17 protein-coding genes and 2 pseudogenes are annotated in these 19,899 nt (G+C 57.8%); 5 read left to right on the top strand and 14 right to left on the bottom strand.

Annotation, left to right across the window (positions count from 1 at the left end; all coding sequences use genetic code 11):
* Positions 1-177: 177 nt before the first annotated feature.
* Positions 178-432: pseudogene (locus ELQ88_RS34975) on the bottom strand (winged helix-turn-helix domain-containing protein); the annotation flags it as partial.
* 302 nt (positions 433-734) lie between these two features.
* Here ELQ88_RS34975 and cysQ point away from each other — a divergent pair.
* The gene (gene cysQ / locus ELQ88_RS20430) at positions 735-1,502 is read left to right on the top strand and encodes a 3'(2'),5'-bisphosphate nucleotidase CysQ (RefSeq protein ID WP_138967351.1); all 768 of its coding nucleotides are present in this window, start codon (positions 735-737) and stop codon (positions 1,500-1,502) included.
* Positions 1,503-1,571: 69 nt separating this feature from the next.
* On the opposite strand, the gene ELQ88_RS20425 is transcribed toward cysQ, so the two are convergent.
* Positions 1,572-2,015 (bottom strand): hypothetical protein, encoded by a 444-nt coding sequence (locus ELQ88_RS20425; protein ID WP_138967349.1) that lies wholly within the window; start codon positions 2,013-2,015, stop codon positions 1,572-1,574.
* 530 nt (positions 2,016-2,545) lie between these two features.
* On the opposite strand from ELQ88_RS20425, the gene ELQ88_RS20420 reads away from it, so the two are divergent.
* Entirely contained in the window at positions 2,546-3,850 is a 1,305-nt protein-coding gene (locus ELQ88_RS20420; RefSeq protein WP_138967347.1) for a HAMP domain-containing sensor histidine kinase, read from the top strand.
* Positions 3,851-3,972: 122 nt separating this feature from the next.
* Positions 3,973-4,653 (top strand): histidine phosphatase family protein, encoded by a 681-nt coding sequence (locus ELQ88_RS20415; protein WP_138967345.1) that lies wholly within the window; start codon positions 3,973-3,975, stop codon positions 4,651-4,653.
* 38 nt (positions 4,654-4,691) lie between these two features.
* Here ELQ88_RS20415 and ELQ88_RS34970 read toward each other — a convergent pair.
* Positions 4,692-5,167 (bottom strand): annotated as a pseudogene (locus tag ELQ88_RS34970) (response regulator).
* Between the two features lie 259 nt (positions 5,168-5,426).
* Here ELQ88_RS34970 and ELQ88_RS20405 point away from each other — a divergent pair.
* Positions 5,427-5,732: a hypothetical protein gene (locus ELQ88_RS20405; protein WP_138967343.1), complete on the top strand. Its 306-nt coding sequence runs from the start codon at positions 5,427-5,429 to the stop codon at positions 5,730-5,732.
* A gap of 170 nt (positions 5,733-5,902) precedes the next feature.
* Positions 5,903-6,583, top strand: coding sequence for a class I SAM-dependent methyltransferase (locus ELQ88_RS20400; RefSeq protein WP_138967341.1), 681 nt, complete (start codon positions 5,903-5,905; stop codon positions 6,581-6,583).
* A gap of 132 nt (positions 6,584-6,715) precedes the next feature.
* Here the strand turns inward: ELQ88_RS20400 and ELQ88_RS20395 are convergent, their stop codons facing one another.
* The 11 genes from ELQ88_RS20395 to ELQ88_RS20345 all read right to left on the bottom strand — a co-directional run bounded on the left by ELQ88_RS20395 (position 6,716) and on the right by ELQ88_RS20345 (position 19,716).
* Positions 6,716-8,092, bottom strand: coding sequence for a UDP-glucose/GDP-mannose dehydrogenase family protein (locus ELQ88_RS20395; protein WP_138967339.1), 1,377 nt, complete (start codon positions 8,090-8,092; stop codon positions 6,716-6,718).
* Positions 8,089-8,490, bottom strand: a complete 402-nt coding sequence (gene arnF, locus ELQ88_RS20390; RefSeq protein ID WP_138967337.1) for a 4-amino-4-deoxy-L-arabinose-phosphoundecaprenol flippase subunit ArnF — start codon at positions 8,488-8,490, stop codon at positions 8,089-8,091. Before arnF ends, ELQ88_RS20395 begins: the two co-directional genes overlap by 4 nt.
* The gene (gene arnE / locus ELQ88_RS20385) at positions 8,487-8,831 is read right to left on the bottom strand and encodes a 4-amino-4-deoxy-L-arabinose-phosphoundecaprenol flippase subunit ArnE (protein WP_138967335.1); all 345 of its coding nucleotides are present in this window, start codon (positions 8,829-8,831) and stop codon (positions 8,487-8,489) included. Before arnE ends, arnF begins: the two co-directional genes overlap by 4 nt.
* On the bottom strand, positions 8,828-10,477 hold the full coding sequence (gene arnT / locus ELQ88_RS20380) for a lipid IV(A) 4-amino-4-deoxy-L-arabinosyltransferase (RefSeq protein WP_138967333.1): 1,650 nt from the start codon (positions 10,475-10,477) through the stop codon (positions 8,828-8,830). Before arnT ends, arnE begins: the two co-directional genes overlap by 4 nt.
* A complete protein-coding gene (gene arnD / locus ELQ88_RS20375) occupies positions 10,474-11,358 on the bottom strand; it encodes a 4-deoxy-4-formamido-L-arabinose-phosphoundecaprenol deformylase (protein WP_138967331.1) in 885 nt (294 codons plus the stop codon). The genes arnT and arnD overlap by 4 nt, the downstream gene beginning before the upstream one ends.
* Positions 11,358-13,349, bottom strand: a complete 1,992-nt coding sequence (gene arnA, locus ELQ88_RS20370; protein WP_138967329.1) for a bifunctional UDP-4-amino-4-deoxy-L-arabinose formyltransferase/UDP-glucuronic acid oxidase ArnA — start codon at positions 13,347-13,349, stop codon at positions 11,358-11,360. The genes arnD and arnA overlap by 1 nt, the downstream gene beginning before the upstream one ends.
* Positions 13,346-14,365: an undecaprenyl-phosphate 4-deoxy-4-formamido-L-arabinose transferase gene (gene arnC, locus ELQ88_RS20365; RefSeq protein WP_138967327.1), complete on the bottom strand. Its 1,020-nt coding sequence runs from the start codon at positions 14,363-14,365 to the stop codon at positions 13,346-13,348. The genes arnA and arnC overlap by 4 nt, the downstream gene beginning before the upstream one ends.
* Positions 14,362-15,510, bottom strand: a complete 1,149-nt coding sequence (gene arnB / locus ELQ88_RS20360) for a UDP-4-amino-4-deoxy-L-arabinose aminotransferase (protein ID WP_138967325.1) — start codon at positions 15,508-15,510, stop codon at positions 14,362-14,364. Before arnB ends, arnC begins: the two co-directional genes overlap by 4 nt.
* A gap of 526 nt (positions 15,511-16,036) precedes the next feature.
* Positions 16,037-17,104: an ABC transporter ATP-binding protein gene (locus ELQ88_RS20355; protein ID WP_138967323.1), complete on the bottom strand. Its 1,068-nt coding sequence runs from the start codon at positions 17,102-17,104 to the stop codon at positions 16,037-16,039.
* Positions 17,101-18,699, bottom strand: coding sequence for an iron ABC transporter permease (locus ELQ88_RS20350; RefSeq protein WP_138967321.1), 1,599 nt, complete (start codon positions 18,697-18,699; stop codon positions 17,101-17,103). Before ELQ88_RS20350 ends, ELQ88_RS20355 begins: the two co-directional genes overlap by 4 nt.
* A gap of 3 nt (positions 18,700-18,702) precedes the next feature.
* Positions 18,703-19,716: an iron ABC transporter substrate-binding protein gene (locus ELQ88_RS20345; protein ID WP_138967319.1), complete on the bottom strand. Its 1,014-nt coding sequence runs from the start codon at positions 19,714-19,716 to the stop codon at positions 18,703-18,705.
* Between the last annotated feature and the right edge of the window lie 183 nt (positions 19,717-19,899).

Here is a 19,899-nt window from a genome sequence, read left to right as displayed (position 1 = left end):
GTAAGGCAGCCAGAGGACCTTGCCGCGATTGCTGACAGCGCGCAGTACGCCATAACTGAGTTTGCCCTGGTCGTTGGGTGCACCGTAGTCGTCGATCCAGAGGATCTCGCCGTTCTGTGCGCGAGCCTGGTCAAGGATGTGTTCGTAGGTGCTGCGGTACCAGCGCTGCACGGCCGGCGAAGCCTTGGCGACACGTTTGGCCGGGCGCTCGGCATTGAGCTGCCAGCGTTGCAAATAATGGGCGGCGGTGCGCTCCGGCAAGTCGATGCCATGCAGACGCTTGACCAGTGCCTGCATGGCCTCCAGCTGCCAGAGCAGGAACGGTAACTGGTGCCGTTCCGGCAGTGTGCTGACCAGCAGTTGGTAGATGTGCCGTTCCTGCTCGGCAGAGAGGCTGCGGCCTTCGCCTTGCTTGCGCCCGCGGTCGCGCACGGGCACGGCATTCCAGCCGCCGGCTTGCCAGGCCTTGTAGGCGGCGATGATGGTCGGGGAAGAGAGTCCTGTGTCCTGGCTGATGGTTTTGAGCGTGCTACCGGCGATGCGCAACTGCACGGCGCGTAGGCGGAGTGTGTTGATCTGAGGAACGGATAGCTGATTGCCGTGGGGCACAGGAACTCCTGTTAAACATCCATTTGCTGATTGGCGCTGTTGCGGATGTCTGTACTGTTCCCCGATCCGGAAAACGGCGCATAGGCCGTATGGACCATACGAAGAACAAAAACAGGAGAAACCCCATGAACGAGTCAATGGCTGTTCTGCTCGAAGATGTCATCGGTATTGCCCGCGCGGCGGGCGAGTTGGTGATGGAGGTGTACCGCTCGGATTTCGAGGTGCGCGGGAAAGTCGACACCTCCCCGGTGACCGAAGCTGACGAGCGCGCCGAGACCCTGATTCTGCAGGCCTTGGCGGCGCGCACACCGCAGATTCCGGTGATTTCCGAAGAAGCCGCCGCCGCTGGCCAGGTGCCCGAGGTGGGCCGGCGTTTCTGGCTGGTGGACCCGCTGGATGGCACCAAGGAGTTCATCAATCGCAACGGCGAGTTCACCGTCAATATCGCCCTGATCGATAACGGCGAACCGGTGCTGGGGGTGGTCCTGGCGCCCGCGCTGGAGCGCCTGTTCGCCGGTGCCCGGGATTGCGGAGCCTTTATCGAACAGGCCGGACAGCGCCAGGCCATCCATTGTCGGGCGGTGACGGAGGAGGGAATGGACGTGGTTGCCAGCCGCTCCCATGGGGATGCCGAGGCGCTGGATGCATTCCTCGACGGGCGCAAGGTGCGCTCCCTGATAAGTGCCGGCTCATCGCTGAAGATTTGCCTGGTGGCGGCCGGCGAAGCGGACCTTTATCCGCGCCTGGGACGCACCATGGAGTGGGATATCGCCGCGGGGCATGCGGTGCTGGTCGCCGCCGGCGGACAGGTCTGCACCCTGGCCGGCGATGCGTTGCGCTATGGCAAGCCCGGCCTGGACAACCCGCATTTCTACGCGCGTGGACTGCAGTGATCGAGGCGTCACCGTGCCCTGGCTGAAGTTGCACAGGCCACGGTACCGAACTGCTTGCTCGATTCGCCCCTAGCCCGCGTTGATGTTGCCGCAGAAAAGAGGGCGGCTGCCGTCTGCCGGGCTGGTGCGAACGAGCAACACATAGTCACCCTGGGTCAGTTCGCTCAGCGCCACCGGTGCCTGGGCCCAATGCTTGGTTCGTGGGGCGAGCGATGGATAGTCGACGCTGTTGGCCTGACGGGTCCTGTACGCAGGCTGTGCGCTGAGCTGCTGGCAGGAGCCAGCGTAGATGGCGGTGTCGAGGCGGCTGGAGACGGCCATGTCGTGGGGGACACCACCGACGGTGAGCCAGATGCTGGTTTGGTTGCCCACCGGGCTGAGGGTGGCTCGAGCGATATGCTCGGCGTTTAGCGGGGTAGCTTCAAGGGGGACATCGACAATCTCGGTTCTGCTCGCGCAACTTGAAATTGCCCCTGCTGCCACCACCAACGCCAGCCAAGATGTTCTGTTCATCACAGATCTCCTGAGTTGAGGTACGTTGATTTCATCCCCCCTGTGAAGTCTAGTTGCCTGCGGCGGGCGCGGGATCGAGCTGATGGGTGGTCGCACGGACAGCATGGGCATGTATCGTTGGGTCAACAATCACCGTCGAGGCGAGTGGCAGGGTCTGTACAGAATGTAGAGGGGAGAAACAAAAAGCCCGGCTCATTGGCCGGGCTTTCTGTACACGTGGCCAAATCCCTTTGGCTGATCCCATTGTGCTTGGCAGGTGTTACGAAGGCATGACAGGTTGCACTCCAACGCATGCGGCGAAGGACCTTAAAAAAAACCAAGCCCATTCTTCCTTGCGGACCATTAACGCGATTTACTTGCTCAGGTAGAGGCCAGTGGTTTGGATGTGGGTTCAATAAGGATGATCGAGCCCGCGCTGCACATCGATGCCGACAAGCTCAATACAGTCCTGACTTAGTCGAGCACTTCGCTACGGGGTTCGATTACAACAGGTTCGCAGTTTGAAAACAGCAGTGGAGTAACGCATCGGAATGGATTTCAAACAAAGTTTGACCAAACGGATTGTGATCGTATTTACCCTGATGAGCGCTTTGGTCGCGGGGGTCTTTGCCGTCGGGATTATCTCGACGGTACACGTGGTCGAGCGCAATCTCACCGCCATCAGCCTGGGCGGGGGGTTGAATCGTTTACTGCGGATGGACAGCACTAGCGAGTGGAGCCATCAACCGGAAAAGGATGAACTGTTTTTCTACCAGGGCGGGCAGGGGCTTATGGCAATGGACCCGAAGCTGGAAGCACTGGCTCCGGGTTTTCAGGAGATTCAATATCAGGGTCAGGACTTCTATGTCATGGCCGGAGAGGTAAATGGCCAGAAGTACGTTTTATTGCGTGACAAACTCAGTCTCAAGCAACGTGAACATGTGCTGTTTGCCGTGGTGTTCGTTGGTTTCGTCTTGAGCATTGCTCTGGCGACATTGCTGGGCAGATTGCTGGCCCGGCGGGTGATGGCCCCGGTGATTCGCTTAGCACGCCAGGTGAGGCATCGCGACCAACTGCTTGATCTGGCGCCGCCGCTTCATCCCGATTATGCCGTGGATGAAGTCGGGGAACTGGCATTGTCCTTCGATCAGACTCTAGGCCGGTTACGAGCCGCGGTAGGTAGGGAAAAGCTCTTTACCAGTGATGTTAGCAAAGAATTACATACGCCATTGATGGTGCTGGCCAGTTCCTGTGAACAGCTACTCAGTAATCCCTCGCTGGACCCGCGGTCCTCGGCCCAGGTCGGCCGGATTGCCCGGGCCAGCGAAGAAATGCGGCAGCTGGTCGACACGTTTCTGATGTTGGCACGCGCTCGTGAGGACGCTGGCAGCGAGGCGAGCGCGACGTTAAAAGAAGTCGCCGATGGCCTGGTAGAAATATGGGGCCGGTTGATTCGTGAAAAAGGCATCGAGTTCATCTATGTCCGTGGGCATACTTCACTGGAGCGCCATAATCTGACGTTTCTTCAGTCGGTCATGGGCAATTTGTTGCGCAATGCCTGGCACTACACGGATCGAGGTTACATTCGGTTGACGCTGGGTGAACAAGGTTTCAGTGTCGAAGACAGCGGCATCGGCATTCCGTTAGAAAAGCAACAGGAGATGTTTCAGCCTTTCGTCAGGGGCGATGAGAGCCGCGGCGAGGGCCTCGGGCTAGGGCTTTCTCTGGTTCAGCGAATCTGTCACAAGCAGAACTGGCGGGTGGAGCTTACTAGTCTGGAACCCAACGGCTGTTGTTTTACCGTTGAGCTGACACAGTCGTCGCTGGCTGGGTCAGTGAATTCCCAGGTTTACTGATATTTTCACATCGCTTTCACTGCTCCAGCACAGCGCCGCATTTATCTTGACGTTAATGGCACGGTGAGTTCTAAGGGATCCCCCTGGCTGGCACCAAGTCCTGATGCTGCAGGTTCGATGGTATGCCCCGCACCCCGATCGATGGCTCGTTAATTTCAAGATTCGTCCCGCACTCTCTTCGCTTACATGGCAAATACCTTGCGCTGATAGTCATCACTCTCGTGCTCGGTACAGTGGTTTTATGGTGTTTGACGGCGACCCCTGTGATGGATCTGGGCGCGGGCAACAACATGATCAAGTCACAGCTGAAAGAGAAATGGATGCAAGGTTCCATAGTGGTTCTGGTGAGGCACGCCGAACGATGTGACCGATCGGCGAACCCCTGTCTGGGCGACACCGAAGGCATTACCGTCAATGGTAGTAATGCTGCGATAGCGGTCGGTACAGGTTTACGACAACTAGGTCTTGATAAAGCCCGGATGATCGCCAGTCCTTCGACTCGCACCCGGCAGACAGCTGATCTGATATCGGGTCGGGCCGTAACGACTCAGGATTGGGTTAGTGCATGCGATAGCGGCTTCAAAGATGCCGTGTCAGCTCATAAAAGCCGCAATGAGAATCTGATCCTAATCACCCATAGCGGTTGTATCGATCATTTCGAGCGCCAGATGGGGGTACGTGCGGGACAACGCTCCAGCGCTTACACGCAATCGCTGTTCGTCGAGGAGGATGGCAGGCACGAACCCAGGATTCTCGGATCATTGAATGCCGGACAGTGGAAAGAATTGGCTGATGCTCTTTAAATTGAGCAGGTTACACAGACGGTGTTAGCCATATTGCGCTATAGATGCTTACTGCTCAGGGCGCATAGCTTGTACCCAATCCCATGTACGGTGTGCCGCAGTGGTTCATCAAAGACTTTATCCAATGCCCGTCTCAACATGTGGATATTACTGCGAAGACTGTCACTGCTAGTAGGATGTGGCAAGAATCTCGGACATGGCAAAGGGCTTGGTGACGTAATCGTCAGCGCCGACCTTGAAGCCGGCCAGGCGATCCTCCAGTTGGTCTCGCGCACTCAACATCACAATGGCAATGTCAGAATTTTGAATTCTCGCGCAAGCTTTGGCAGATCTGGTTGCCGTCGATGCCTGGGAGCATGACATCCAGGACAATCGCATCGAAATCTTTCGAAGCGGCTAGATGAAGCCCGCTGAGTCCATCAAGTGCTCCCTCGACGGTGTGGCCTTTGAGCACGAAAAACTCCATCAGATTGTCGTGAATGTCGCGATTATCCTCGATAATTAATATGTTCATGGCATTGCCTTTATGCTTCTAATCAAGTTGAACAATCTCTGACTGTTGTAGAGGGAGGTAAATTTTCTATCTCGGGTACCTGCGTATTCGATGCGCGAGCGAAAGCCTCGAATTTGTATTCTGCCGCGTTTCAGCGGTCGCGCACGAATGATTTGAGTAATCTTTCACACTCACGTTGGGCGGCAAACCATTATTCAGTAAACTCGTCTACGCTGGGGACGGTCAGCGGCGAAAGCGAAATTCAAAAAGGAGATAGGGTATGCATGGATACGGAATGGTGGAGGATTTGCTTCGTCTAGCCCTTTATTTGACGACTATTGCATTTTGGGCGTTGTTTTGGATGGTTTGCATTTTCAATGCTAAGGACCGTCTAAAGAGTCTCTTGGGTGCCCACGCATTGATGATTTTTATACTGTTGTTCCCGGTGTTACCCGCGACATTCATTGGTGGGGCGTTGATTGCTTTTGGTATCGAAGGCCTGATCTGGAGTCTGTGTATTACAGGAATAGGCTTGCCGATTGCTGGCATGCAACTGGTCCAGCGCTACGCTCAAAATCGATGCTGACAAGCAGGGGTAAGTCAACTAAGTCCTCCGGGCTTAGTCACCACAAAAACGTGCGCAAGACTAATCGTTGGGCCGACCTCAGCGTCAGTACTACAGAAAATTCACATCACGTTGACCTTTCAGCGACAGGCTGACAACTATCATACTGTTCTGGCCACTGGAGAACGCCAATGAGCGCCCCTGTCAAACTTAAATTTTCCGAAAAATACGATAAAGATCACGCAAAAAAATACTACCTGAAGCATCAGGATGGTCTGTCGCGGAAATTGTCCCATTATCGGGACGTACAGATGGCGCGAGATGCGTTGCACAAGGCGGGAGACCCTGGGCTGGTTCTCGACCTTCCATGCGGAGCGGGGCGGTTCTGGCCTTTGCTTGCAGAAAACTCTAATCGAATCATCATTGGCGCAGACAATTCGCCGGATATGATTACCACCGCACTGGAGAATCAACCTGCCGATATAGTCAAGCGTGTGAAGCCTCTCGAGACTTCAGCGTTTGCCATTGATCTACCTGGTAATTCGGTCGACTGTATTTTCAGCATGCGACTGATTCATCACATCGGTGAATCTGCGCATCGATTGGCGATGCTACAAGAGTTTCATAGGGTGACACGAGACACCGTCATCTTGTCGATGTGGGTCGATGGCAACTTTAAGTCATGGAAGCGAAGGCGCCACGAACAGCGGCGCAAGGCCAGAGGCGAGCAGAGTGAATACCAAAATAGGTTTGTTATCCCTCGATCCGTCGCAGAAACTGAATTCAAGCAGGCCGGATTCGCCATCGATAGCAAGTCGGACTTTATCCCGTTTTATGCAATGTGGCGTGTTTACGTTCTGCGCAAGATTTAAACGCTGGGCAAGGTGCCCAGCGCTGTTATCGTGATTTGAGCCGCCGAAACAAGCCTTCCATCCATCAACTCGCCTGATAAACCCGGTGCCGTGAACGTTGCGCCACGTAACGCCAGCCCCGGGTTTCAATAATCACAGCGCGACGTTGGCATTCCACTTTTGGTGTGGGATCGGCAACCTGCACGAATCGCCTCTCCCCATCGGGAAGTATTGGAAACCCCGGTGTGCGAGACGCTCTGCGTCGTACAGGTTGCGACCATCGAAGATCACAGGGGCTTTGAGCCTTTTGTGGATGAAGTCGAAATCCGGCGCCTTGAACTGCTGCCACTCGGTGCAAACGATCAGTGCATCGGCACCACTGAGCGTTGCTTCCGGTGTCCCCATCAGACTCAGGTTGGGTTGGTCCTGATACAACGATTGGGTCTGTTGCATAGCCTCGGGATCGAACGCCCGAACATGTGCGCCGACTTCCCATAGCGCTTCCATGAGCACCCGGCTTGGTGCATCTCGCATGTCATCGGTGTTAGGTTTGAATGCCAGGCCCCACACGGCAAATGTTCTGCCACGCAGATCACCCTTGTAGAACGCATTGATGCGCTCGAACAGTTTATTTTTCTGTCGCTGGTTAATGGCTTCCACTGCCTGCAATAGATCATTGGAGCATTGAGCTTGTTGTGCGCTGTGGATCAGCGCGCGCATGTCCTTAGGGAAACACGAGCCGCCATAACCACAACCGGCATAAATAAAATCGTAGCCAATGCGTGAGTCGGCACCGATGCCCAGGCGCACCGATTCGATGTCGGCACCGAGGTGTTCGGCCAGTTCGGCGATCTGGTTGATGAAGCTGATCTTGGTCGCCAGCATGCAGTTGGCGGCGTACTTGGTCAGCTCGGCGCTGCGCAGATCCATGAACATTATTCGGTCATGGTTGCGATTGAACGGCGCATAAAGCTCCCGCATCACGTCGCGCACGTCATCACGCTCGCAACCGATGACTATCCGGTCTGGACGCCGGCAATCGGCGACGGCCGAGCCTTCCTTGAGGAACTCCGGGTTGGAGACGATCTCGAACTGCAGCAACCGACCGACCTTGATCAGGCACTTGTCGATGTGCGCGCGCAAGGTATCACCGGTGCCCACGGGAACCGTGGATTTCTCCACCAGAATCACCGGTTGCTCGCGATGACGGGCCACGGCTTCGCCCACCGACAACACGTAACACAGGTCCGCCGAACCATCGTCCCGGGACGGCGTGCCGACTGCGATGAACAATACCTGACCGTGTTGCACCGCGAGTTTTTCATCGGTGGTGAACTGCAGCCGCTTGCTTTCCAGGCCTTCACGCACCAGGTTTGCGAGCCCCGGTTCGAAAATGCTCACGTGGCCCTGTTGCAGCAACTCGACTTTCTTTTCGTCGATGTCCATGCAGACCACGTCGTGGCCGACTTCCGCCAGCACTGCGGCCTGCACCAGGCCAACATACCCGCTACCAAATACACTGATTTTCATGAGGCACTCCTGATTTCGGGCGCGTGAGCAGGTCGATAGTTGATGGTGATGACGCCGAGGATGACCAGGGCCACCCCCAGGCTTTTTGAGAGGCTGAAATCTTCGTTGAACACCGGCACGCTGGCAGCCAGCAGGTAGACAAGGGCGTAGCTGATGCTCAGCAGCGAGTAGGCTCGGCCCAACGGCAAGTCCCGCAGGGCAACCAGCCAACTCAGCATGGACAAGGCGTAGGCAAACATAGCTATCAGAACCACAGCAACCGCCATCAGATCGACGCTCGCTGTCAGCCATTTTTCAGGGAAAGGCAGGCGACTCATGCTCCAGCGCATGCCCAACTGCGCGGCACTGACCAGCACCACGCTGCCCAGCGCAAAGGTGATTCCGCGATGAAGGTTCATGTGTGTTGCCCCAGCAGAACCACGCCGCCTATCACCAGGGTCACGCCCAACCAGTGACGACGGTCGATGGTCTCGTGGAAAACGAAACGGGCGACCAGGGTGATCAGCACGAAATTCAGGCTCAGCATCGGGTAGGCAATGCCGACTTCGAGGCGCTGCAACACCAGCAACCACACCAGCAATCCCAACCCCAGAGCGCCGAGCGCCAGCCACAGCCACGGCGAGCGCAGTTTCTCGCTCCAGTCCGACGTCCTTGCGCGCCAACTTTCCACGGCGCACTTCTGGGCAATCTGACCCAGGCAAGTCAGCACGCAGGCGGCCAGCAGCAACAACAGGCTCATGACGTACCCTGAGGGATAATCAGAATGACCAGATTGCCTTGTTCATAGCGTTTGCCATCTTTGGGCAGCCGTTCGATTTCTTGCAGTTCTTCATCACCCTTGACGCGCATGACTACCCCGACCGAGCCGCTGCGGCGGGCCTCGCGCATCCAATGTTGCACCTGGTTAGGGTCGACCCGTTGCTGTATCCCGTCAGGGTAAGCAAGGCCATATTTCAATTCACCTATCGTGTTGTACAACGCCACGTCCGGGCGTTTCAGACGCCACGCCAGGGCTGCGGCGGCACCAAGGTCATTGCTCAGCAACGTGTCGGTCTGGCCGAGTTCCTGAAGGTGTTCGAGGATGAACTGGTCGGGCATTTTGTTAGCCACCACCGACTTGGGCAATCCGGCTGGCAGCAGCCCGATCAGCAGCAAACTGCCGAACGCCGGCGCTGTCCAGCATTGCAAAGGTCTGAAGGCTTGCAGCAGGTTGGCCATGATCCAGCCGAGCAGACCGATGACCATCAGCCCCAGGTTGTGTTGCTCATGGTCATAGAGAGGTTTTTTCAGTTGCAGGTAGACCACGGCCAGCAGAGTGAACAGGCCCAGAATCAGGTTCAGTATTGCGTTAATTCCAAGGGCCCGGCCCTGTTTCAGCTGCAGTCGGTCGGCCAACGCATGACCCAGGAGCAAGGATAGCGGCAGCAGGCACGGCAGGATGTAGCTCGGCAATTTGCCTTTGCTGAGGCTGAAAAACAGTAACGGCATCAACAGCCACAGCAACAGGAAACCGATATTGGCCTGGCGACGGGTTTGCCACGCCTGTTTCAGCGCCGAAGGCAGCAACGCCGCCCACGGCAGGCTGAACGCCACCAGCAACGGCAGATAGAACCACCACGGTGCGTCATGCTGCGCGTCGTCGCCAGCGAAACGGCGAATGTGTTCATGCCAGAAAAAGAACCGCCAGTAGTCGGGCTCCTGCGCATGCACCGCCAAGACCCAGGGCAAGCTCACGGCGATGGCCACGGCAATCGCCAGCGGGCCGTAGAGCAACAACTCACGCCAGCGTTTTTGCCAGAGCATCCAGGGCAGGGCAATCAGCACTGGCAGCAGCCAGGCCAGAAACCCCTTAGTCATGAAGCCCATGCCGCAGGCCAGTCCCAACGCGGCCCAGCTCAACAGCCGCCGACTGCGGCTGGTGCTGTCCAATGCAAACCACAGGGCCACCAGACTCAGGTTGACCCAGAGGGTGAATTGCGGATCGAGGTTGGCGTAGCCCGCGGCACCGGCGACTACGGTGATACTCATGTACAGCAGCGCGCAGGCAAAACTCTTGCGCGGTTCGTTCCACATCCGGCGAGCGATGAGGTAACACAGCAACACACTCATACCGGTGCTCAGGGCGGAGGCAAACCGCACTCCGAACAGGTTCTGACCAAACAATGCCTGGCTGGCGGCGAACATCCAGTAGCCGGCCGCCGGTTTTTCGAAATAGCGCAGGCTCATGAAATGCGGCGTCACCCAGTTGCCGCTCAGGAGCATGTCCTGGCTGATCTGGGCGTAGCGGGTTTCGTCGGGAATCCACAAGCCATGACTGCCTAATGGCAGTAAGTACGCCAACAGAAAAAAACCCAGCAGCAGCGGCAATGCCCAACGTTTGCTCATAAACCTTGCACTCCCACCCAGCCTTCACGGCCTTCCAGCGTGCCGCGCAATACGCGACCGGTCGGCAACGTGCCGGACGCCTCGGGCAGCAGATGGCCCAAGGGTTGAAAACGGATACCTCGCTGGCGTGCGTCGGCCAGTAGTTGACGAAAATCGTTGGCCATCAGAATCCCTTCTACTTCGGCATGAATCGTGTAAACGTTGAGTTTTTCGGGACTGAAGCGCTCAAGAATGAAAGCGTTGAAATCCTTGGCCGCCACGGTCGCGCCGACTATTTCATCGAAGGTCGGCAAGTCCACCGGGATTTGCGGCGCCCCCAAACCACCATTGGCCAGAGTCGGCTGAAACAGGATCTGCCCGCGACAATCGCTGTTGTAGCGAAAGTTGAAACCTTGCTTGGCCTCGATCACGCGCTCGTCCGCCCGCCATCCAGCAGCGGCCGAGCACTCGACTTTTTGCCCAAGGATGTCGCTGAGCGTGTCCACGCCCTGGCGAATCTGCTCGATCAGTTGCCCATCGCTCCAGCGCCCGGCATTGGCCTGCCAGCCATGGTGATCCCAGGCATGCAAGCCGACCTCGTGGCCAGCGGCCCGGGCCTGACGCATCAGATGCCCGAGATCGCGGCCTATCGGCTTGCCGGGCCACGCAGTGCCGGCGAGCAAGATGTCCCAGCCATACAGACCGGCAGCGTTGGAGCGAAGCATTTTCCAGAAGAATTGCGGTCGGATCAGGCGCCACAAATGGCGCCCCATGTTGTCCGGTCCGACACTGAAGAAAAACGTCGCTTTGACCTGCGCTTCATCCAGGATCTCCAGCAGCCGTGGTACCCCCTCACGGGTGCCTCGGTAAGTGTCGACATCGATCCGCAGGCCCGCCCGCATTAGCGCTTGTCCGCGATTTCGAGCATGGCCTCGCGCAAGAAGAAATCCAGGGTGTTGCCGATGGTTTCACTCATTTCTACAGTCGGCGTCCAGTCCAGCAGGCGCTTGGCGTTGGCAATGCTCGGTTTGCGGTGAGATACGTCTTGGTAACCGGTGCCATAGAACGCTTTGCTTTCGACATCGCGGAACCCGGCGAACGGCGGGAAGTTGTGGCGCAGCGGGTGCGCTTCGAACTGGCGCAGCAGCCCTTCACCCAACTGGCGAATGCTGGCTTCGTTGTCCGGGTTGCCGATGTTGATGATCTGGCCATTGCAGGCGTCGTTGTCGTTGTCGATGATCCGGGCCAGCGCTTCGACGCCGTCGGCAATATCAGTGAAGCAGCGCTTTTGCTCGCCGCCATCGAACAGGCGAATCGGCGTGCCTTCCACCAGGTTGAGGATCAGCTGGGTGATGGCCCGGGAACTGCCGATTCGCGCCGAGTCCAGGCGGTCGAGGCGTGGGCCCATCCAGTTGAAGGGGCGGAACAGGGTGAAGTTCAGGCCTTTCTGGCCGTAAGCCCAGATCACACGGTCGAGCAATTGCTTGGAGATCGAGTAGATCCAGCGTTGCTTGTTGATCGGACCGACGACGAGGTTGGAGCTGTCTTCGTCGAACTTGTCGTCCTGGCACATGCCATAGACTTCCGAAGTCGAGGGGAAGATCACGCGTTTGTGGTACTTGACGCAGTAGCGCACCAGTTTCAGGTTCTCTTCGAAGTCCAGTTCAAACACACGTAGCGGGTTGCGCGTGTACTCGATCGGTGTGGCAATCGCTACCAGTGGCAGGATCACGTCGCACTTCTTGATGTGGTATTCGATCCACTCGGAGTGGATGCTGATGTCGCCTTCGACGAAGTGGAAATTCGGATGGCTGCGCAAACGTTCAATGGCGTCCGAGCCAATGTCCAGGCCATACACCTCGTAGCGGTCGTCACGCAACAGGCGCTCAGACAGGTGATTGCCGATGAAACCGTTGACGCCAAGGATCAGCACGCGGGTGCGCCGTGGGGCGCGACTGGATTCCGCGCCGCGCAGCATGGAACCGTCTACCAGGCCCAGCTCGTTGGCCAGTTGCGGGCCACTGAGGTACAAGCCGTTATCGTTGCGCTGACCGGCGGTGATCACCAGGGAATCTTCGCCACAAGCGATGCGCAGCGGATCGAAGCTGATCACCCGGCCGGGTGCCTGACCTTCGTTGCCCTTGGCGACTTCGGCGCTCCAGACGATCAGCTTGTGTTCACCGACGGCGCAGAACGCGCCCGGATATGGCTGGGTCACGGCACGCACCAAGTTGAACAGTTCTTCTGCGGGACGCTTCCACACCAGTTTGCCGTCGGCCGGCGTGCGACGACCAAACACCGTGGCTTTCGATTCGTCCTGGGCGGTTTCGCTGACTGTGCCTTGAAGCAAGGCCGGCAAGGTGTCGCGCAGCAGGTCGGAGGCGGCTACCCGCAATTTGCCGTGCAAGCTCAGCGCGGTGTCGCTGCGCTCAATCGCCACCGCTTTCTGGGCGAGGATTGCGCCGGCATCGGCCCGTTTGACCATGCGGTGCAAGGTCACGCCGGTTTCGGTTTCTCCGTTCACCAGCACCCAGTTGGCTGGCGCCCGCCCACGGTAGCGTGGCAACAACGAGCCGTGCAAATTGAAGGCACCTTTGCTGGCAATGGCCAGTAATGGTTCGCTCAGCAGGTGGCGGTAGTAGAACGAGAACAGATAATCCGGGTTGAGTTGGCTGATGCGTTCGATCCACAGCGGATGGTTCGCATCTTCCGGGGCATACACCGGGATGCTTTTACGTGCGCAGAGTTGCGCCACGGATCCATAGAAAGCTTTTTCATTCGGATCATCGGCGTGGGTAAACACGGCGGCGATGTCATAGCCCGCGCTGAGCAGGGCTTCGATGCCGGCACAGCCAATATCGTGATAGGCGAATACAACAGCTTTTGCACTCATGAGAGAACCTGAACTGAAGGTGTGGAGGCGAGGCCGTCAACGGTGACTACGGGGGGAGGAGACGCGGGTTGTCCACGCAAGACTTTTTCGATAAAAAACCGGGGACGGGCGCGGACATCGCTGTACATACGTCCCAGGTACTCGCCCAGCAGGCCCATGCCGATGAACTGGCCACCGGTAAACACGAACAGCACGGCGAACAGCACGAACGTCCCGTGGCCGGCCCAGTTGGCGCCGAAGACCAGGCGCAGGACGATCAAGGCAGTGGCGAACAACACGCCCAAGCCGGCCATGGCGAAGCCGACAATGCTCAGCAAACGCAGAGGGGTGGTGGTCATGCAAGTGATCAGGTCGAACATCAGGTTGACCAGGCGCATCGGGCTGTACTTGGATTCACCGTGTTCGCGCTCGGCGTGGGTCACCAGAATTTCCGTGGTGTGCCGGGCAAAGCTGTTGGCCAGGATCGGAATGAAGGTGCTGCGTTCGCTACAGGCGAGCATGGCGTCGACAATGGTCCGGCGGTAGGCGCGGAGCATGCAGCCGTAATCGCTCATGGCCACGCCGGTGGAACGCTGTACGGCGAGGTTGATCAGCTTTGATGGCCAGCGGCGTAGCGCAGAGTCCCGCCGGTTGTTACGCACCGTGGCGACCACGTCATAGCCAAGTTCGGCCTGCGCCACTAGCCGTGGGATCTCTTCCGGAGGGTTTTGCAGGTCTGCGTCGAGGGTGATCACCACATCGCCTTTGCACTGCTCAAATCCGGCCATGATTGCTGCGTGCTGGCCATAGTTTCGATTGAGAATGACCGCTACTACCGGGCTGCCTTTGACCGATGCTGCCTGTTCCAATATTTGCGCCGACTCGTCCCGACTGCCGTCGTCGACCAGCACAATTTCATATGTGTGTCTTAATTGCTGACAGGCCGCTTCGGTACGTCGTAGCAACTCGGGCAGGCTGTCTTCTTCGTTGTAGACCGGAATGACAATCGACACGCAATGGATCGGGTAAGGTTTCACAGGCATGTGTCCATAACGATTTCAATGGCGTCGACCACGCGCTCGACATCGTCGGTAGTCATGTCGGGGAACAACGGAATCGAGCACAGGCGCGCCGAGTTCCATTCGGTGTTGGGCAGGTGGATGTCGGGGTAACGCTGGCGGTAATACGTGTGCAGATGCGTGGCGATGAAATGAATGCCGGTGCCGATGCCCTGTTCTTGCAAGGCCTTCATGAACGCTTCACGATCGAGCCCGCAGCGTTCGGCATCAATGCGCAGGATGAACAAATGCCAGGCGTGCTGCTGCGGGTAGGCGGGCAGTGCCAGCGGTTGCACCGGCAGGCTTTCCAGCCGTTGCAAATAGGTCCGGGCCAGTTCCGTGCGCTTGGCGTTGATCTCGTCCAGGCGCTCCAGCTGCACCAGCGCGATGGCAGCATTGATGTCGGCCAGGTTGTATTTGAAGCCAGGTTCCATGACCTGGGCCTGGGGCTTGCGCCCATGGGTCAGGCGGTCGTAGGCGTCGACACCAAGGCCATGAAACTTGAGCATGCGCACGCGACTGGCCAGCGCTTCATTGTCGCTGACGAACATTGCGCCTTCGGCGCAGGTCATGTTCTTGATCGCGTGGAATGAGAAAATCGCCGTGCCTGTTGATCCGATATGACGTCCTTTGTAGAACGTGCCGGCGGCGTGCGCGGCGTCTTCGATAACCGGGATGCCGTGTTTGTCGGCCAGCGCATACAGCGGATCGAGATCAAACGCGGCACCGGCGTAATGCACCGGAATGATTGCTTTGGTGTGTGGCGTGATCGCCGCTTCGATGCTCCAGAGATCACTCATCAACGTGTCACGGTCCACGTCGACGAACACCGGCGTGGCCCCCAGCAGGCAGATCATGTTGGCGGTCGACACCCAGGTTTGCGACGGGGTAATAACTTCATCGCCCGGACCGATTCCCAATGCCAGTAACGTGATATGCATACCGCCGGTGGCCGAAGAAAGTGCAACGGCATGCCTGCAGCCAACATAGTTGGCGAACTGTTCTTCGAGTTCCTGGCTTTTCGGGCCGGTAGTAATCCAGCCGGAGCGCAGTACTTGCTCTACGGCGGCAATTTCTTCAGCGCCGATACAGGGGCGGGAAAACGGAAGAAATGCTTGAGTCATGGGCACCTCTGGCTGAAAAGTGAATAACCTTTGAGGCTGACAACATGGATCCAGTGACAGCGTAGACGTTAAAAGAAAAGCTGCATCAATCAATTACCTGAAAGGCTTGATCAAACACTCCAGTAGATATTTCGTGCTCGTGTGGGTAAGTGAGAACTCGCCTGTATTGATTGAGGTTAAGCTCGATTTTGTGAAAGATGCATGAAAAAACGGTCGTCAAATCGTTTATATGCAATTCCAGGCAGATAGCGCCTCATCCTTATCGATCACACACCACAGGTGGGAAAAGGCTTACAGCTATTTTGACTTTATACGTTCACTTAATGTGGGTAGTTGTGGTTATCTTGGTATTCTAATGTGCAGCAAGAAGTTTGGCTCTGGACAGCATCGGGTAATTATTGTGATGTGCCCCGATAGCTATGCATTTAAAACCATCTCGCTATTGACCAATCGAATGATCGAAGAGCGCCACCTCACGATTCTTGGCGTGAAGGGTGGCGGATCTTCAATCTTGACCTGACAGGATTCAAGGCTCGCTCAAAACGTGGGCATGACCGATGGCCGAGACATGCACTGCGCTACCGGTGGGCGGTGCGTACATGCCGGAACTACGCACCCTCAAAGTTCGACATTGCTGATTGGCAGACAAAGCCTGCAATTGCACGGTCAATGTGCAGGTATTGCCGCTGAACTCGCGCTCGGTTACCACGGCGCGACATCCGCTGGCCTCGGCGGGGGTGGATGGGACGCCGACCAGTTGCAGTTGTTCGGGCCGCAGCATGATCTGCGCTGAATTGTTGTTTCGGTGGTTGTTGACCGGTATCCGGCCCAGGTCGCAATGCGCCCAACCCGCTTCGATCCGCGCCGGCATGACCACGGCATCCCCCAGAAACAGCGCGGTTTGTTCATCTTCGGGGTAGCGGTAAAGGTCCAGCGGATGGCCTGACTGAACAAGCCGACCGTCGCGCATCACCGCCAACTGATCGGCAAACGACAAGGCTTCGCTCTGGTCATGGGTGACCAGAATGGTGGTGACGCCGGCGTCGGTCAGTAGCCGTGCGACCATTTTGCGCATGGCTCCCCGAAGTCCGGTGTCGAGGGCCGAAAACGGCTCGTCCAGCAACATCAAACGCGGCTGTTGCGCCAACGCCCGCGCGAGTGCCACGCGTTGTTGCTGGCCACCGGACAGTTCATGGGGCCAACGGTTAGTCATGTTCGCATCCAGCGCCACGCTGTCCATCAACTCTGCGACTCGCTCCTGTTTTGCACCGCCCTTGATCGACAGCCCGAAACCGATGTTCGCGGCCACGGTCATGTGCGGGAACAGGGCGCCGTCCTGGGGAACAAACCCAATCAAACGCTGATGCGCCGGGACTTCGTGGGTGTCGTCGACGAGTGTTTGGCCATTGAGTGAAAGGCGGCCCGAGTCCGGGAATTCGAAGCCGGCGATCATGCGCAGCAAGGTGGTCTTGCCCGAGCCCGAAGGGCCGACAATCACCGTGCGGCTGCCCGTCGGCACCAACAGGTTGATGCTCTCCAGCGCTTGATGGGAGCCGTAAGACTTGGAAATGGAATGGAGTTCAAGAGCGTTCATCGGCCAGCCGTCCGTTTGGATTGATGATAAAGAAGTCCGGTTAACGGAAGCGACAGCAGGATCATCAGCAAGGCATAGGGCGCAGCGGCGGCGTAATCGATTTCGCTGGTCAACGCCCAGAACCCGGTCGCCAGGGTGCGCGTGCCGTTTGGGGCCAGCAGCAGAGTAGCTGTCAACTCATTGGTAATCGCCAAAAATACCAGTGCGGCGCCCGCGGCGGCGCCGGGCGCGGCCAGGCGCAGGGTGATCAACCACAATGCCCGAGCGGGGGAGCGGCCCAGGCTGCGAGCCATGTTTTCCAGTTCTACCGGGGCCTGCGCGATGCCTGCGCGCAAACTCACCAGGGCGCGGGGAAGAAACATCAGCAGGTACGCCAGCAACACTGTGATAGTGGTTTGGTAGATCGGCCGGGCGAAATGGATGGTGATGGTCACCAATGCCAGGGCTACGACGATCCCGGGCAACGAACTGGTGATGTAGTTACAGCTTTCCAGTACACGTTGCAACCGGCCCGGAGAGCGAATCGACAACCAGGCAATCGGGATGGCGGCGCAGGTCGTGAGGGCTGCACCCGCAACACCGAACAGCAGGGTCTGTTGCAACGCCTGCAGAAGCTCGGCCATCTGCCAGACCTGCGTGCCACCGGCCACCAACCAGTGCCCCAACGTCACCAATGGCACGCCCAGCGCCAGCGCGCAGGTGACGATCTGCAGCGTCAGCGCGAGGAGGGTTGTTGCGGATTTCAGGCGCACAACCCGCTGCTCCCGAGCGCTTCCCGACCCGACCCGGGCGTAACGCGCCGTGCCGCGAGCGGCCGATTCTGCGGTCAGCATCACTAGGCAACACAGGGCGAGCACGCTGGCCAGCATGTTGGCGGCGGGTCCATTGAAGGTGGACTTGAACTGATCGAAGATTGCTGTGGTGAAGGTGTCGAAGCGGATCATCGCGTACAGGCCATATTCGGCCAGCAGGTGCAGGCCGACCAGCAAGGCGCCGCCACAGATGGCCAGGCGCAGTTGTGGCAATACCACGCGAAAAAATATCGCCCAGGGTTTGAGGCCCAGCGATTCGGCAACGTCTTCGATGGCCGGATCGAGCCTGCGCAGGGTCGCAGCAATCGGCAGATACAGGAACGGGAAGTAGGCGATGACCGAGACCAGAACCCCGGCAAAGAGCCCGTGAATCGGTGGGACCAGACTGACCCACGCATAGCTGTGAACAAACGCCGGAACCGCCAATGGGGCGGTCGCCAACAACGACCACCAGCGTCGCCCCGGCAGATTGGTGCGTTCTGTCAGCCATGCCAGTGACAGGCCTAACGTGACGCACAATGGAATCGTGATCGCCACCAGTAAAATGGTGTTGATCAACAGTTCAGCGACCCGCGGCCGCAATACCAGCGGCACAAGAGTCGCCCAGCCGGTCTGGAACGACACACCGATGACGAAGACAATCGGTAGCAGCGCCAGCAGCGATACCAGCACCGCCAAACCGACTACCCAACCGCCACCACGGCTCGTAAAGAGACCACGAGATCGTCGTCGCAAGTTCGCGGGTATCGCCTCAGCGACACCCGCCGGAAAAGTTTCAGGCATCAATTAAAGCAGTCCTGCCTGAGTCATCAACTCCACGGCTTTTTTACTGTCGAGTTTTGAGGCATCGACTGTCGGCGCGTCGAGTTGCTGCAAAGGCACCAGTTTGGGGTTGGATTCGGTATTTTTGCCCACGGCGTATTCGAACGATTTGCCGGTTTTCAGGACTTCCTGGCCATCTTTCCCGGTAATCCATTTGAGGAACGCCTGGGCTTGTTCCTTGTGTTTGCTCGACGCCAGGACGCCGCCACCGGAGACACTGACAAACGCGCCAGGATCCTTGTGCTTGAAATAGTGCAAGGCGGTGTTCTTGCTGTTTTCGCCGGTCTTGGCCTGATCCCCAAAGCTGTAATAGTGGTAGATCAAGCCGCTGTCGACCTGCCCGGCGTTGACCGCTTTGAGCACCGCGCTGTTACCCCGGTAGACGGTGGCATTGGTTTTCATCGCTTTCAGCCAATCAAGCGTCGCGGCTTCTCCCTTGAGTGCAAGCACGGCGGCGACGATAGCCTGGAAGTCCGCGCCGGCCGGCGAAGCGCCCCAGCGACCTTTCCACTCCGGCCCCGCGAGATCCATCACCGAATTGGGCAGTTGGGCCTCTGGCAGCTTGCTCGGGTTGTAGACAAACACCGTAGAGCGCGCCGCGATTCCCACCCATTTCCCATGCGCCGGGCGGTACGCTGCGCCAACCTGTTCCAGGGTGGCCGGTGAAACCGGGGCAAACAGCCCCGCGTTGTCGACCAGCACCATGGCCGGGGAGTTCTCGGTAAGGAACACATCGGCCGGAGACGCCACGCCTTCCTGCACAAGCTGATTCCCCATCTCGGTATCGTCGCCATTGCGTACGGTGACTTTGATGCCGGTTTCCTGGGTAAAGCCCTCGATCCAAGCTTTGGTCAGGCTTTCGTGTTGAGCGTTGTAGACCACGATGCCATCTGCCTCTGCTGCATTCACTTGGCCGGCGCTCAGCAGCGCAGTAGTTAGCAGTGCTATTTTGAAGAACGAGGGGGTAGGGGAGATCATTCTGTGGCAGTTCCTGATTCTTTTTAGAGGTGATGCACACAGATTCGCTGCCTATCAATGCGAATCATTTGCATATTTTGAGGTGCAGCGAATGTAGAGAGTAAAATGAGAAAAAAACGTCAAAAATACCTTTAATCTATGTCATTTTCATTTCAATTAGATGTGCTCACCTTATTGCTCTGC

This window comes from Pseudomonas sp. MPC6 (genome assembly GCF_006094435.1).
GTDB lineage: Bacteria > Pseudomonadota > Gammaproteobacteria > Pseudomonadales > Pseudomonadaceae > Aquipseudomonas.
The sequence above is the reverse complement of the archived record's forward strand: the minus strand, read 5'-3'. Positions and strand labels throughout refer to the sequence as shown.

What these genes read in the sequence shown, in the direction of transcription:
- ELQ88_RS20405 (WP_138967343.1), top strand. Translation starts at nt 5,427, where the DNA reads ATGCATGGATACGGAATGGTGGAGGATTTGCTTCGTCTAGCCCTTTAT.
- ELQ88_RS20355 (WP_138967323.1), bottom strand. Translation starts at nt 17,104, where the DNA reads ATGAACGCTCTTGAACTCCATTCCATTTCCAAGTCTTACGGCTCCCAT.
- ELQ88_RS20345 (WP_138967319.1), bottom strand. Translation starts at nt 19,716, where the DNA reads ATGATCTCCCCTACCCCCTCGTTCTTCAAAATAGCACTGCTAACTACT.
- ELQ88_RS20350 (WP_138967321.1), bottom strand. Translation starts at nt 18,699, where the DNA reads ATGCCTGAAACTTTTCCGGCGGGTGTCGCTGAGGCGATACCCGCGAAC.
- ELQ88_RS20395 (WP_138967339.1), bottom strand. Translation starts at nt 8,092, where the DNA reads ATGAAAATCAGTGTATTTGGTAGCGGGTATGTTGGCCTGGTGCAGGCC.
- ELQ88_RS20420 (WP_138967347.1), top strand. Translation starts at nt 2,546, where the DNA reads ATGGATTTCAAACAAAGTTTGACCAAACGGATTGTGATCGTATTTACC.
- ELQ88_RS20425 (WP_138967349.1), bottom strand. Translation starts at nt 2,015, where the DNA reads ATGAACAGAACATCTTGGCTGGCGTTGGTGGTGGCAGCAGGGGCAATT.
- cysQ (WP_138967351.1), top strand. Translation starts at nt 735, where the DNA reads ATGAACGAGTCAATGGCTGTTCTGCTCGAAGATGTCATCGGTATTGCC.
- arnE (WP_138967335.1), bottom strand. Translation starts at nt 8,831, where the DNA reads ATGAGCCTGTTGTTGCTGCTGGCCGCCTGCGTGCTGACTTGCCTGGGT.
- arnB (WP_138967325.1), bottom strand. Translation starts at nt 15,510, where the DNA reads ATGACTCAAGCATTTCTTCCGTTTTCCCGCCCCTGTATCGGCGCTGAA.
- arnD (WP_138967331.1), bottom strand. Translation starts at nt 11,358, where the DNA reads ATGCGGGCGGGCCTGCGGATCGATGTCGACACTTACCGAGGCACCCGT.
- ELQ88_RS20400 (WP_138967341.1), top strand. Translation starts at nt 5,903, where the DNA reads ATGAGCGCCCCTGTCAAACTTAAATTTTCCGAAAAATACGATAAAGAT.
- ELQ88_RS20415 (WP_138967345.1), top strand. Translation starts at nt 3,973, where the DNA reads ATGCCCCGCACCCCGATCGATGGCTCGTTAATTTCAAGATTCGTCCCG.
- arnA (WP_138967329.1), bottom strand. Translation starts at nt 13,349, where the DNA reads ATGAGTGCAAAAGCTGTTGTATTCGCCTATCACGATATTGGCTGTGCC.
- arnT (WP_138967333.1), bottom strand. Translation starts at nt 10,477, where the DNA reads ATGAGCAAACGTTGGGCATTGCCGCTGCTGCTGGGTTTTTTTCTGTTG.
- arnF (WP_138967337.1), bottom strand. Translation starts at nt 8,490, where the DNA reads ATGAACCTTCATCGCGGAATCACCTTTGCGCTGGGCAGCGTGGTGCTG.